Source organism: Rathayibacter sp. VKM Ac-2927 (assembly GCF_022815525.1).
Classification (GTDB): Bacteria; Actinomycetota; Actinomycetes; order Actinomycetales; family Microbacteriaceae; genus Rathayibacter; species Rathayibacter festucae.
In genome coordinates, this window is record NZ_JALGRT010000002.1 from 278,672 (window position 1) to 291,494 (window position 12,823).

A 12,823-nucleotide genomic window follows, 5' to 3' on the forward strand; every position below is an offset into this window, starting at 1 on the left:
GTGCGCGGAGCGACGTGGTTGGCTGGGTCCATGCGCACCGAGACCCGCCAGGGCGTCCCCCTCCTCCTCGTCGACGACGACGGGCCCGCCCTCTCCACCTCGGAGGACGCGCTCGCGGTCATCGGCGAGATCTACGGCAGCGACGCCGAGACGATCGTCGTCCCGGTCGGCCGCCTCGATCCGGAGTTCTTCCGGCTCCGCTCCGGCATCGCCGGCGAGTTCGTGCAGCGCTTCGTGATGTACGGCAAGCGGCTCGTGGTCGTCGGCGACATCACCGAGCAGGTTTCGGCCTCGAGCACCCTGCACGACTTCGTCGTCGAGTCGAACCGCGGCGACCACCTCTGGTTCGTCCCCGCGCTCGACGCCCTCGACGCCCGCCTCCGCGACTCCGCGACGGCCGAGGAGCCCGGCGCCGACGGCGGGGTCGAGCCGACCCCCGGCCCCGCGCTCTGATGCCGGACGGGCGACCCGCCGCGCCGATGCTGCGGCTCGACGGCCCGGTGCGGCTGCTGCTGCTCGCCGACACCCACCTCCCCAAGCGCGCGAAGGCGCTGCCCGACGAGGTCTGGCGGGCGGTGGACGAGGCCGACCTGGTCGTGCACGCCGGCGACTGGGTGGACGAGGCGGCGCTCGACGCCCTCGAGTCCCGCGCCGCGCGTCTGCTCGGCGTCTGGGGCAACAACGATCCCGCCGGGCTCCGAGCGCGCCTCCCCGAGGTCGCCCGCGCGGAGATCGCGGGGCTCGACGTCCGCGTCGTGCACGAGACCGGCCCCGCGGCGGGCCGGGAGGCGCGCGCCGACGCCGCCCACGCCGGCGCCGACCTGCTCGTCTTCGGCCACAGCCACATCCCCTGGGACTCGCGGACCGCGGCCGGGATGCGACTGCTCAACCCCGGCTCGCCGACCGACCGCCGCCGCCAGCCGGCCTGCACCTACCTCACCGCGGTCGCCGAGGACGGCGAGCTGCGCGACGTGCGCCTCGTCGCGCTCCCGGTGCGCATCCCCGCCCGCTGACGGCGCGCCTTCCCGCCGCGCGAGCGCAGGGCTACGCTCGCCGCATGGTCGAGGACGCCGTACCGCTCCAGAGCCGCCGGATCGGCGACGGCCCCGCCCTCGTCCTGCTGCACCCGGGCGGCACCGACTCGCGGTCCCTCGAGCCGCTGGTGGCGGAGCTGCGGAGCGACTACACGCTGCACCTGCCCGACCAGCGCGGCCACGGCCGCACGGCCGACACCGACGCTCCCCTGAGCTTCGCCGCGATGACGCGCGACACGATCGCCCTGATCGAGTCGCTGCCCGGCGCCCCCGTGCACCTCCTCGGCCACAGCGACGGCGCGATCGTCGCCCTGCACGTCGCCCTCCGCCGCCCCGACCTCGTGGCGAGCCTGGTCTTCTCCTCCGGCGTCTTCCACCGCGACGGCTGGCTGCCCGGCGTGCTCGACGGCGAGGCCCCCGAGTTCCTGAGGGAGAGCTACGCCGAGGTGTCGCCCGACGGCGCCGCGCACTGGGACGTCGTCGTCGCGAAGCTCGACGCGCTGCACGCCAGCGAGCCGGAGCTCACCACCGCGGACCTGCGCGGCCTCGCGGTGCCGACGCTCCTCCTCTTCGGCGACGACGACGAGATCCGCTTCGAGCACGTCCTGGCGATGTACGACGCGATCCCGGACGCCGAGCTGGCCGTCGTCCCGCGCGCCAGCCACGGCGTGATCGTGGAGAAGCCGGACCTCGTCGCCCGGCTGGTCCGCGACTTCCACGACCCCGGAAAGACCGACGGCTTCGCGCCGATCCGCCGCGCCTGAACGCCCGCCTTCGAGACCGCTCAGCCGCGGGACGACCGGTTCCGGCCGGCGGCGCAAGGGGGTCACAGCGGAATACGGTCGGCCTAAGCTCTCGGAGATGACCAGCTCACACGACCACCCCGATTCCGCGCACCTGCGTCCGGACGGTCTCGACGACGCCACCGTCGCTGCGCTGGGCAAGCTCTCCGAGGCGCTCGAGACCGTCGAGCACGCGCGCGGGCTCCTCTACGGCTTCCACCGGCTGACCGGCGCCGCGGACCTCGCGCTCGGCGAGGCGGTCGACGCCTTCCGCGAGGCGGGGCGCGACGCGCTGGCCGACACTCTGGAGAAGGAGCTGGTCGGCCGGAACGTCATCGAGGGCCGCTGGACGTTCCAGATCGTCGAGGACTACGACGACGGCTACTACGCCGCCTTCCGCGAGCAGGAGCGCGCCGCGCGCGACGAGCTCGCCGCCGGTCGCCGCCACCTCTTCGAGTCCGAGATGAAGGAGGACCGTCGCTCGCACGGTCTCCGCCACCACGAGTCCCGGCCGGATCCCGAATGAACTCCGTGATCCGGATGCACGCCTCCCCGATGCGCGTGCGCGCCGTCACCCCCGGCTCCGATCGGCGCGGGCCGACGCCTGCTCCCACGACCCGGCGCACCAGCCTCAGCATCGACGGTCGCCGCTTCCTGCTCGCCCTCTCCTTCGACACCGAGGAGCTGGAGAAGAAGCTCGTCGAGGCCGTCCGCGAGCGCGGCGGCATGGTGAGCTTCACCGTCGCCGGCGACCGCGAGGTCTGCGTGCTCGTCTCCCCCGGTGTCGCCGTCATCCTCGAGCACGAGGACGTGCCGGTCGACGAGTTCGAGCCGGACGACGCGGTGCAGTACGACGACGTCGAGTACCTGACCTAGACGCGGGCCGCTCCTGCGCGGCTCCGCGCCGTCCAGATCCTCGCGTTCCGCGTTATTGACACGAGTAAACCCGCGTGCTGAACTGGGTCCGCCGCGCCACCGATCGTCGTCGGCTCTCAGGAGAAATCATGACCTTCACCCTCGGAATCGTCGGCGCCGGCCAGTTCAGCCGCCACTTCGCCGATCTCTTCCACCGCCACCCCGGAGTCGGCGCGATCACCGTGACCGATGTCCTCGACGGCCGCGCGGAGACGCTCGTCGAGTCGGAGGGACTGGCCGGGACGCACGAGAGCTTCGAGGCGATGCTCGCCGATCCGGCGGTCGACGCCGTCGCGCTGTTCACGCAGCGCTGGACCCACGGACCCCTGGTCGCCCGGGCGCTGCGCGCGGGGAAGCACGTCTACTCCGCCGTCCCGATGGCGAGCGACGCCGACGAGATCGCGGAGATCATCGAGCTGGTCTCGGCGACCGGCCTGACCTACATGATGGGCGAGACCAGCCAGTACAACCCGGCCACGGTCTTCGCGCGGCGCAAGCACGAGGAGGGCGCCTTCGGCCGCGTCTTCTACCTCGAGGGCGACTACCTCCACGACATGGACCACGGCTTCTACGACGCCTACCGCTACAGCGGCGGCGACGATTGGAAGTCGACCGCCAGCTACCCGCCGATGTGGTACCCGACCCACTCCATCGGCGGCGTGCTGGGAGCCGTGCCGATGCACGCGACCAGCGTGAGCTGCACGGGCATGCGCGACCACCTCGACGACGGGGTCTTCGACACCGACGTCAGCATGTTCGGCAACGACTTCTCGAACATGACCGCGCTGTTCGAGCTCGACGGCGGCGGCTCGATGCGCATCAACGAGTTCCGCCGGGTCGGCTACCCGTCCTTCCTCCGCGAGAGCCGCTTCCGCTTCTTCGGCACCACCGGCGTCTTCGAGCAGCTCGTGCAGACGAGCGTCTGGCAGACCGGCGAGGGCGTCGAGGACGTGACCGAGCAGCTCGCGACGACCGCGACGATGGCGGACGACGACCCGCGCCTCGAGAACGTCTCCCCCGCCCTGCGCGCCGCCTTCGTCAGCGGCCACGCACCGGTGCACGAGGAGGAGGCCGCACGCCTCCCCGGCGAGCTCGAGGGCGCGCCGAACGGCCACGAGGGCTCGCACCACTTCCTGGTGGACGACTTCGTCCGCGCCGTCTCCACCGGCACGCTGCCGACCGTGAACGCCTGGGTCGCCGCCCGCTACACCCTGCCGGGGCTCGTCGCGATGGAGTCCGCCCGGCAGAACGGGGCACGACTGCCCATCCCCGACCACGGCGACGCGCCGGTCGCGGTCGGCGAGCCGCTCCCGGCGTCGGCGCGGGTCTGACGCACGGAGCGGGGGCGGGCGCCGTGCCCGCCCCCGCTCAGAGTGCCGGGTCCGGACTCCCGGCGAGGAACGGCTCGAAGGCGTCGGCACCTCCTAGGCCGACCCAGTCGTACTCGAGGACGTCGTCGCCCGCCGACCACCGCGACGGCGTCGGCGAGTGCAGCCAGTCCAGCGGAGCGACTCCCCCGGGCGTGCCGCCGTCCAGCGCCAGCCGCAGCGCCTGCGCGAGGTCGGCGTCGACGGCGTCGGTCCGCGTCGCGGGATCGACGGAGACGAAGAGCGCGGTCCCGCTGCGGGCGATGAGGTCGAGGAACCGGCGGTTCAGCGCCCAGTCGGTGGCGGTCGTGCTGGGCACGCAGTCCGCGTCGAGGGTGAAGAACGCGTCGTGCTGGGCGAGGCGGAACGCCAGGGCGTTGACGCCGACGCGGCGGGTGCGGTCCCAGTGCAGGCCCGAGGTGTCGTCGCCGACCCGCTGGGCGTGCACGAGCCCGGCGGCGAGGTGCCCGACGACGTTGCAGCCCAGCACCAGCGCCTCGCCGGCGGCCGCGCGCACCGTCGCGTAGAAGCGCACGAGCGCCTCGGCCGTGGTGACGGAGGGGTCGTGCAGCGCGGGCCCGGAGCCGGGCGCCGCGCCGAAGTCCGGACCCCACGCGCCGAGGAGGTCGTAGGTCGAGAAGTCGTGCTTGATCAGCTCGAAGCCCCAGCCGCCGAGGCGCGCCGTGTCCTCCGCGACGAGCTCGAGGACGGCGGGCGAGCTGGGGTCGAGGGCGAGCGCCCCGTCCCGCCCGGCCCGCACTCCCTCGATCGGCTCCTCGCGCGTCAGCAGCGGCCGGAACCAGACGCCCGGCCGCACGCCCTCGGCGCGGACGGCCTCCGCCGCCTCGGCCATGTCGGGGAAGCGGTCCGGGCGCCCCGCCCGCCAGGGACCCGGTGAGGCCGCGAGGCCGTCGGCGGTCCCGGCGGAGCTCCAGCCGTCGTCGACGACTCCGAACGGGCGCACCGCGTGGTCGCCGACGAGGTCCGCGATCGTGCGCGCGTCGCGGACGACGGCGGCGAGGCCGAAGTCGCGTCCGTAGGCGTAGTACCAGTTGTTCGCGCCGACCAGGGGTCCGCCCGTCGTGAGCGGCTGCGGGCAGAGCCGGCGGAGGAGCGACCGCTGGACGGCGAGCGCCCCCTGACCGCCGGAGACGACGTGCACGATCGCCGCGGTCAGCACGCGGTCGCCGGGGACGACCGCCGCACCGCCGCTGCGCAGGTCGAGCGTCAGAGTGACTCCGCGCCGGTCGACCTGCCAGAAGGCGAGCGAGGCGCCGCCCACCTCGACGCCCCAGCCGTCGGTCCTGCCCGTGCGCGGGTGGTGCACGAGGGCCGTCCAGGGCAGGACCCGCTCGGCGCGGACGCCGCGCCACTCGAGCTCGCCGTAGGAGCGCTCCCACGCGTCCCCGAGCACCAGGCAGTCCTCGGGGATCGCCGCGGCCCAGCGCAGCCGCACCCGCGAGACGGCGGCGACGGCTCCGACCTCGACCCGCAGACCGCCGGAGCCGGTCTCGACGAGGTGGACGCGGACGCCCGAGCCTCGGACGTCGGCGAAGGCTCCGTCGGGGTCGATCTGCACGGCGATGCGTGCGGGATCCACGGGCGGAATCGTCATGATGCTCTCTCTCCGACCCGGCAGCACTGCTCGGAGCCGAGCCCGACTGTAGTTATGTAAGAACAATCATTCAACAGTTGAATTCCTCCCGGTTACTCGTGTAGCTTCCTTCGCAGCACGCTCCCCCGCACCGCGGAACGGGCGCCTCCTCACCTGCTCGGACAATGACGAAGGAGTCATCTCTTGCTGCTTTCACGACGGTCGAACGCGCGACGAACCGGGTGCGCACGATGACGGCTCTCCGCGAGGGGCGCACCCGCCAGGGCGCCGACGCGGTCCGGATCCGCCCGACGATGTCGCTCGGCCGGCGCCGGGCGCGCCGCTCCGAGCTGCTCGTCGCGCTCGCGTTCATCCTCCCCGCCGCCGTCGGCTTCGGAGCCTTCTACGTCGTCCCGACGATCCGCGGCATCTACCTCAGCTTCACGGACTACAACCTGATGAGCGCGCCGTCGTACATCGGCTTCGACAACTACCTCCGCCTGGCGAAGGACCCGCTGTTCTGGAACTCGGTCGGCGTCACCCTCGAGTACGTCCTGATCAACATCGTCGTCCAGACGGTCGTCGCGGTCGGCCTCGCCGTCCTGATGCACCGCCTCACCCAGTCCGTGGTGATCCGCGGGGCGATCCTGCTGCCCTTCCTGATCTCGAACGTCATCGCGGCGATGATCTGGTTCCTCCTGCTCGACTACCAGCTCGGCCTCGTCAACAGCGTCATCGAGAACCTCGGGCTCACCCGCATCCCGTTCTTCGCCGACTCGAACTGGGCGATCCCGACGATCGCGCTGGTCAACGTCTGGCGGCACATGGGCTACACCGCGCTGCTGGTCTTCGCCGGCCTGCAGCTCATCCCGAGCTACGTCTACGAGGCGGCCGCGATCGACGGCTCGAGCGAGTGGCGGTCGTTCTGGAAGATCACCCTGCCGCTGCTGCGGCCGGTGCTCGCGCTGGTCCTCGTGGTCACCGTGACCGGCTCGTTCCAGGTCTTCGACACGGTCGCCGTCACCACCCGGGGCGGCCCGGTCAACGCCACGAGGGTCATGCAGTACTACATCTACCAGGTCGGCTTCGGCGAGAACGACTTCGGCTACGCCAGTGCGATCTCGGTCGTCCTCCTCGTCATCCTCGCCGGCGTCGCGCTGATCCAGCTCCGGCTGCTGCGCGCCGACCAGTCCGACCTCGCGTAAGGAACGCCGATGTCCACTGCAGCTCCCGTCGCCCTCGATCCCGCCGCCGCCGCGTCCGCCGCGCCCGTCCCCGCGCGCACCCGACCGGCCCGCCGCCCCTCCCTCGGCCGCGTCGTCGCCTGGATCGCACTGATCCTCGCCCTCGTCGTCACCCTCTTCCCGTTCTTCTGGATGGTGCGCACCGCGTTCTCGACCGGGAACGCCCTCGCCAGCGACACGACCTCGCTGCTGCCCGTCGACTTCACCTGGGGCGCCTTCGCCCGCGTCCTGGGCTTCTCCACCCAGGAGCAGGCCCTCGCCGAGGGCGGGTCGGGCGCCTCCGTGAACTTCTGGCTCTACCTGCGCAACTCGGTCGCCTACGCGACCCTGGTCACCCTCGGCCAGCTGCTCTTCTGCTCCCTGGCCGCCTACGCCTTCGCGCGACTGCGCTGGCCCGGCCGCGACGCCGTCTTCTTCCTCTTCCTCACCGCGCTGATGGTCCCGCCGATCTTCACCGCCCTGCCCAACTTCGTCCTGATGCGCGATCTGGGGCTCCTCAACTCCTTCATCGGGCTCTCGCTGCCGACGCTGCTGATGACCCCCTTCGCGGTGTTCTTCCTCCGGCAGTTCTTCCTCGGCATCAGCCGCGAGATCGAGGAGGCGGCCGAGCTCGACGGAGCGGGCAAGCTGCGGATCTTCTTCCGCCTCATCGTGCCGATGAGCACGGCGCCGCTCGCGACGCTGGGCATCCTCACCTACATCAACACCTGGAACGACTACTTCTGGCCGCTGCTCGCCGGCAACACCGAGGACAGCCGCGTGCTCACCGTGGCCCTGGGCGTCTTCCGCTCGCAGACCCCGGGCGGCAGCCCGGACTGGGCCGGACTGATGGCCGCGACCGTCGTCGCCGCCATCCCCGTCCTCCTCCTCTTCCTCGCCTTCGGACGTCGCATCGTCGACTCCATCGGCTTCTCGGGCGTGAAGTGACCGACCCTCCCTCTTCTCCGCCCGCTTCCCCTTTTCCCTCTTTCTTCCCCTTCCCCTTCCCCTCTTTCCTCCCCTTCCCCTTCCTCCCTCTCCCTCTCCCTTCCCTCCCGTGCAATGAAGCAGCAGACAGGAACCAGCACCATGACCCGCATCCTCCGACGATCCGCCGCCGTCCTGGCCGGCACCACCGTCCTCACCCTCGGACTGACCGGCTGCGTCGGCGGCTCCGGCGGCGCAGCGAGCGGTGGCGGCGACAGCGCCGACATCGACACCAGCTCCGCCTCCGGCACCATCGACTACTGGCTCTGGGACAACAACCAGAAGGCCGCCTACCAGCAGTGCGCCGACGACTTCCACACCGCGAACCCGGACGTGAGCGTCACGATCTCGCAGTACTCCTGGGACGACTACTGGACGAAGCTCACCAACGGCTTCGTCGCCGGCACGGCCCCCGACGTGTTCACCGACCACCTCTCGAAGTTCGCGGACTTCGTGAACAACGGCCAGGTCGTCTCGCTCGACGGCGTCGTCGAGAAGGACGGCGTCGACGTCTCGCAGTATCAGAAGGGCCTCGCGGACCTCTGGGTCGGCGAGGACGGCGAGCGCTACGGTCTCCCGAAGGACTGGGACACCACCGCGATCTTCTACAACCAGGCCCTCGTCGAGGACGGCGGCTACACCGCCGACCAGATCGCCGGCCTGGACTGGAACCCGGACGACGGCGGCAGCTACGAGAAGGCCATCGCGCACCTCACCGTCGACGTCAACGGCGTCCGCGGCGACGAGGCCGGCTTCGACAAGACCCGCGTCGCCGTCTACGGCCTGGGCCTCGACGGCCAGTCCGGCGGCGGCAACGGCCAGACCCAGTGGTCGATGTACGCCGGCACCACCGGCTGGAGCTACACCGACAAGAACCCCTGGGGCACGAAGTACAACTACGACGACGAGCGCTTCCAGGCGACCATCGGCTGGATGGCGAAGGTCATCGACGAGGGCTACATGCCCTCCCTCGCGGCCGTCACCGGCAGCGACTCGACGCAGACCTTCGGCGCCGGCAAGTACGCGATGATCACCAACGGCTCGTGGAACATCAACTCCTTCTACGGCCTCAAGGACATCCAGGTCGGCACCGCCCCGACCCCGACCGGCCCCGACGGCAAGCGCGCCACGATGTTCAACGGACTGGCCGACTCCATCTGGTCCGGCTCGGACAACAAGGCCGCCTCGGCCAAGTGGGTCGAGTACATGGCCTCCGCCGACTGCCAGAACGTCATCGGCGCCGCCGGCGTCGTCTTCCCGGCCATCCCCTCCGGCTCGGACGCGGCCCAGGCCGCCTTCGCGGAGCGCGGGATCGACGTGACGGCGTTCACCGGCCAGGTCGACGAGGGCACCACGTTCCTCTTCCCGATCTCCGACAACGCGGCGAAGATCAACGGCATCATGCAGCCGGCGGTCGACGCGGTGTTCGAGGGCCAGGCCGAGCCGTCGTCGCTGTCGTCGGCGAACGATCAGGTGAACGCGCTGTTCCAGTAGCCCGTCGGCCAGACTGGCGGAGAGGGGGCGATCGTGTCCCCCTCTCCGCCGATCGTCGCTTACTCGAGGAGACCCCGTGCCGGACACCACCACCCCCCGCAAGCGCCCGACCCGCAACGACGTCGCGGAGCGAGCGCAGGTGAGCTCGGCCGTCGTCAGCTACGTGATGACGGGGGCGAAGCACGTCACTCCCGAGACGGCGAAGCGCGTGCGGACGGCGATGGAGGAGCTCGGCTACCGGCCGAACTCCACCGCCCGCGCCCTGCGCACCGGCCGGACGCACACCCTCGCCCTCATCGTCGCCGATGTGAGCAACCCGTTCTTCTCCGAGTACGCCCTCCAGCTCGAGATCGCGGCCACGGAGCGCGGCTACGCGCTGCTCATCGCGAACTCGCACGAGAGCCTGGAGACGGAGGTGCGGCTGCTCGACGAGATCGCGCAGCGCGGGGTCGACGGGGTGATGCTCTCGAGCGTGCGGCACGCGAGCGACCGCTCCTCCCTCGACGCGATCCCCGTCCCCGTGATGTGGATCGACGCCTTCCATCCCGCGGACGGCGCCGCCAGCGTCGGGGTCGACATCCGCCACAGCGCGCGCACCGTCGTCCAGCACCTCGCCGAGGTGCACGGCTGCCGCTCCGTCGGCCTCGTCATCGGCGCGAGCTCGCAGGACACCACCGACCCGCGGGTGCTGGGCTGGGCCGAGGCGATCGAGGAGATCGGCCTGGAGCCCGGACCGGTGGTCACCACCACCTGGACGCGCGAGGGCGGGATCGAGGCGGCGCGGATGCTCCTGGACACCCCGAACCGGCCCGACGCCGTCTTCGCCGGCTCGGACCTCCTCGGCATCGGCGTCCTCCGCGGCGCGGCGGACCTCGGGCTCCGGGTCCCGGAGGACCTCCGGATCATCTCCTACGACGGCACCGCGGAGTCCGCGTTCAGCGTTCCGCGGCTCACCTCCTTCAAGCAGCCGGTCCGCGAGATGGCCCGCGCTGCGATCGACACCATCATCGACTTCACACCCGACAAGGCGCACCACACGCTGTTCCGCGGGGAGCTGCTCCTCCGGGAGTCCTGCGGCTGCGCGTCGTCCGCGCCCTGACCGGGCAGAACAGCCCCGATCCGGGCAGAACAGCCCCCATCCGGGCAGAACAGCCCCCATCCGGGCAGAACAGCCCCCATCCGGGCAGAACAGGAACACTCACCGTGACACTCGCCACCTCCTCGACCGGAGTCGTCCTCCGCAGCGCCGGAGTCGCCCTCGTGCTGGACCTCAGCGACTCCCGGCTCCCGTCGGTCGCGCACTGGGGGGCGGACTGCGGGCCGCTCGATCGGGCGGCGTTCGACGCGCTGGTGCTCTCGGGCGTCGCCCCGGTCGGCCCGAACGACATCGACGAGCCGATCCGCCTCGCGGTGCTCCTCGAGCACTCCACCGGCTGGACCGGCCGGCCCGGCCTCAGCGGATCCCGCGCGGGGGCGGCCTGGTCGCCGGCTTTCCGCACCACGAGCCTCGAGCTCGACGGCGCCGCCCTCGCGGCCGGCGAGATCGCGGACGCCGGCGCGGGGACGCTCGTGGTCCGCGCCCGGGACGACGTCGCCGCGCTCGGACTCGAGATCGTGATCGTCCTCGACCCCTCCGGCGTGCTGCGGATGCGGGCGGCGCTCACCAACCTCGGCGAGGACGGCTACCAGGTCGACGAGCTGCTGCTCAGCCTGCCCACCCCGGCCTCGGCGAGCGAGATCCTCGACTTCGCCGGCCGCTGGGGCAAGGAGCGGGTGCCGCAGCGCTCGGCCGTCACCGTCGGCGCGCACCGCCGCGAGGGCCGGCACGGACGGACGGGGGCGGACGCCGCCACCCTGCTCAGCGTCGGCGAGCCCGGCTTCGGCTTCGCCCGCGGAGAGGTCTGGGGCGTGCACACCGCGTGGTCCGGCAACCACGTCCACCAGGTCGAGCGCGTGCACACCGGCGTGCAGACCCTCGGCGGCGGCGAGCTGCTGCTGCCCGGCGAGGTCCGGCTCGCCCACGGCGAGACCTACACCGGACCGTGGATCCACGCCGTCTACGGCGACGGACTGGACGAGGTCGCGCGACGCTTCCACCGCCAGCTGCGGGCGCGGCCCGGTCACCCGACGTCTGCGCGCCCGGTCACGATCAACGTGTGGGAGGCCGTCTACTTCGACCACGACCTCGGCGCGCTCGTCGAGCTGGCCGACCGCGCGGCGGACCTCGGGATCGAGCGCTTCGTGCTCGACGACGGCTGGTTCGGCAGCCGACGCGACGACCACTCCGGCCTGGGCGACTGGACCGTCTCGAGCGACGTCTGGCCGGACGGCCTGCACCCCCTGGTCGACCACGTGCGCTCCCTCGGCCTGCAGTTCGGGCTCTGGTTCGAGCCCGAGATGGTCAACCCGGACTCCGACCTCGCCCGGGCGCACCCCGAGTGGATCCTCTCGACCGGCGACCGGATGCCGCCCGAGTCGCGCTGGCAGCAGGTCCTCGACCTGGGCGATCCGGACTGCTTCGCCCATCTCCGCGACGCGATCCTCGCGATCCTCGACGAGTACGACATCGGCTACATCAAATGGGACCACAACCGCGACCTCACCGACGCGGGCCGGCGCCCCGACGGAGCGCCGGGCGTGCACCGCCAGACGCTCGCGGTCTACCGGCTGATGGACGAGATCCGGGCCCTGCACCCGGGGCTCGAGATCGAGTCCTGCTCCTCGGGCGGGGCGCGGGTCGACCTGGAGGTCCTGGAGCGGACCGACCGCGTCTGGGTCTCCGACAACAACGACCCGCTCGACCGCCAGCAGATGAACCGCTGGACCGGCCAGCTGCTGCCGCCCGAGCTGATGGGCACCCACATCGCGTCGGGGGCCTCGCACACGACGGGCCGCGTGCACGACCTTTCCTTCCGCGCCCTGACGGCGCTGTTCGGCCACCTCGGCGTCGAGTGGGACCTGCGCTCCGCCGGCGACGAGGAGCTCGAGGAGCTGCGCCAGTGGATCGCCCTGCACAAGCGGCTCCGGCCGCTGCTGCACGGCGGCGACCTCGTCCGCCTCGACCACCCGGACGAGACGATCGCGGTGCACGGCGTCGTCGCTCCCGACCGCTCGGCCGCCGTCTACGCGTACGTCTCCCTCGCGCGCGCCGGCGTCGTCTCCCCCGGGCGGGTCCGCCTGCCCGGCCTCGATCCGGAGTCGGTGTACCGGGTGGCCCCGATCGTCGTCGGCACGCGCGGCATCGCCGACCGCGAGGCGATCTGGTGGCCGCAGGACGGCGGGGCCTTCGAGCTGTCCGGCGCCCTGCTCGGCCGAGCGGGACTCGTCCCGCCGCTCCTGCACCCCGAGCGCGGGGTGCTCTACGAGGTGACGCGGGTCGGGAGCGTGCGGCCGCTCGCAAGCTGAGGCGGATGACTCCGGTCGTGCG

At 72.1% G+C, this 12,823-nt stretch carries 12 protein-coding genes; 11 read left to right on the forward strand and 1 reads right to left on the reverse strand.

The window, feature by feature from the left end; translation table 11 throughout:
* The first annotated feature begins 30 nt into the window (after nucleotides 1-30).
* The 6 genes from MT353_RS06530 to MT353_RS06555 all read left to right on the forward strand — a co-directional run bounded on the left by MT353_RS06530 (nucleotide 31) and on the right by MT353_RS06555 (nucleotide 4,062).
* A complete protein-coding gene (locus MT353_RS06530; RefSeq protein ID WP_123446650.1) occupies nucleotides 31-453 on the forward strand; it encodes a DUF4180 domain-containing protein in 423 nt (140 codons plus the stop codon).
* Nucleotides 453-1,013, forward strand: coding sequence for a metallophosphoesterase (locus MT353_RS06535; protein ID WP_243623896.1), 561 nt, complete (start codon nucleotides 453-455; stop codon nucleotides 1,011-1,013). The genes MT353_RS06530 and MT353_RS06535 overlap by 1 nt, the downstream gene beginning before the upstream one ends.
* Before the next feature lie 44 nt (nucleotides 1,014-1,057).
* A complete protein-coding gene (locus tag MT353_RS06540; RefSeq protein ID WP_243623897.1) occupies nucleotides 1,058-1,798 on the forward strand; it encodes an alpha/beta fold hydrolase in 741 nt (246 codons plus the stop codon).
* 97 nt (nucleotides 1,799-1,895) lie between these two features.
* Complete coding sequence (locus tag MT353_RS06545; protein WP_123705394.1) at nucleotides 1,896-2,342, forward strand: hypothetical protein; 447 nt, start codon at nucleotides 1,896-1,898, stop codon at nucleotides 2,340-2,342.
* Nucleotides 2,339-2,692, forward strand: a complete 354-nt coding sequence (locus MT353_RS06550) for a hypothetical protein (RefSeq protein ID WP_123736736.1) — start codon at nucleotides 2,339-2,341, stop codon at nucleotides 2,690-2,692. The genes MT353_RS06545 and MT353_RS06550 overlap by 4 nt, the downstream gene beginning before the upstream one ends.
* A gap of 128 nt (nucleotides 2,693-2,820) precedes the next feature.
* Nucleotides 2,821-4,062 carry a Gfo/Idh/MocA family protein gene (locus tag MT353_RS06555; protein ID WP_243598269.1) on the forward strand — a complete coding sequence of 414 codons (1,242 nt, stop codon included), beginning with the start codon at nucleotides 2,821-2,823 and terminating at the stop codon, nucleotides 4,060-4,062.
* A gap of 37 nt (nucleotides 4,063-4,099) precedes the next feature.
* Here MT353_RS06555 and MT353_RS06560 read toward each other — a convergent pair whose 3' ends face one another.
* Entirely contained in the window at nucleotides 4,100-5,698 is a 1,599-nt protein-coding gene (locus MT353_RS06560; protein ID WP_243623898.1) for a hypothetical protein, read from the reverse strand.
* A gap of 308 nt (nucleotides 5,699-6,006) precedes the next feature.
* On the opposite strand from MT353_RS06560, the gene MT353_RS06565 reads away from it, so the two are divergent.
* The 5 genes from MT353_RS06565 (at nucleotide 6,007) to MT353_RS06585 (ending at nucleotide 12,801) form a co-directional block, all read left to right on the forward strand.
* Entirely contained in the window at nucleotides 6,007-6,897 is an 891-nt protein-coding gene (locus MT353_RS06565; RefSeq protein WP_123732896.1) for a carbohydrate ABC transporter permease, read from the forward strand.
* 9 nt (nucleotides 6,898-6,906) lie between these two features.
* Nucleotides 6,907-7,863, forward strand: coding sequence for a carbohydrate ABC transporter permease (locus MT353_RS06570; RefSeq protein ID WP_243598267.1), 957 nt, complete (start codon nucleotides 6,907-6,909; stop codon nucleotides 7,861-7,863).
* 141 nt (nucleotides 7,864-8,004) lie between these two features.
* Entirely contained in the window at nucleotides 8,005-9,396 is a 1,392-nt protein-coding gene (locus MT353_RS06575; RefSeq protein ID WP_123736733.1) for a sugar ABC transporter substrate-binding protein, read from the forward strand.
* 76 nt (nucleotides 9,397-9,472) lie between these two features.
* Entirely contained in the window at nucleotides 9,473-10,495 is a 1,023-nt protein-coding gene (locus MT353_RS06580) for a LacI family DNA-binding transcriptional regulator (RefSeq protein WP_243623899.1), read from the forward strand.
* Nucleotides 10,496-10,599: 104 nt separating this feature from the next.
* On the forward strand, nucleotides 10,600-12,801 hold the full coding sequence (locus MT353_RS06585) for an alpha-galactosidase (protein WP_243623900.1): 2,202 nt from the start codon (nucleotides 10,600-10,602) through the stop codon (nucleotides 12,799-12,801).
* Nucleotides 12,802-12,823: the final 22 nt, after the last annotated feature.

What these genes read in the sequence shown, in the direction of transcription:
- MT353_RS06530 (WP_123446650.1), top strand. Translation starts at nt 31, where the DNA reads ATGCGCACCGAGACCCGCCAGGGCGTCCCCCTCCTCCTCGTCGACGAC.
- MT353_RS06535 (WP_243623896.1), top strand. Translation starts at nt 453, where the DNA reads ATGCCGGACGGGCGACCCGCCGCGCCGATGCTGCGGCTCGACGGCCCG.
- MT353_RS06540 (WP_243623897.1), top strand. Translation starts at nt 1,058, where the DNA reads ATGGTCGAGGACGCCGTACCGCTCCAGAGCCGCCGGATCGGCGACGGC.
- MT353_RS06545 (WP_123705394.1), top strand. Translation starts at nt 1,896, where the DNA reads ATGACCAGCTCACACGACCACCCCGATTCCGCGCACCTGCGTCCGGAC.
- MT353_RS06550 (WP_123736736.1), top strand. Translation starts at nt 2,339, where the DNA reads ATGAACTCCGTGATCCGGATGCACGCCTCCCCGATGCGCGTGCGCGCC.
- MT353_RS06555 (WP_243598269.1), top strand. Translation starts at nt 2,821, where the DNA reads ATGACCTTCACCCTCGGAATCGTCGGCGCCGGCCAGTTCAGCCGCCAC.
- MT353_RS06565 (WP_123732896.1), top strand. Translation starts at nt 6,007, where the DNA reads ATGTCGCTCGGCCGGCGCCGGGCGCGCCGCTCCGAGCTGCTCGTCGCG.
- MT353_RS06570 (WP_243598267.1), top strand. Translation starts at nt 6,907, where the DNA reads ATGTCCACTGCAGCTCCCGTCGCCCTCGATCCCGCCGCCGCCGCGTCC.
- MT353_RS06575 (WP_123736733.1), top strand. Translation starts at nt 8,005, where the DNA reads ATGACCCGCATCCTCCGACGATCCGCCGCCGTCCTGGCCGGCACCACC.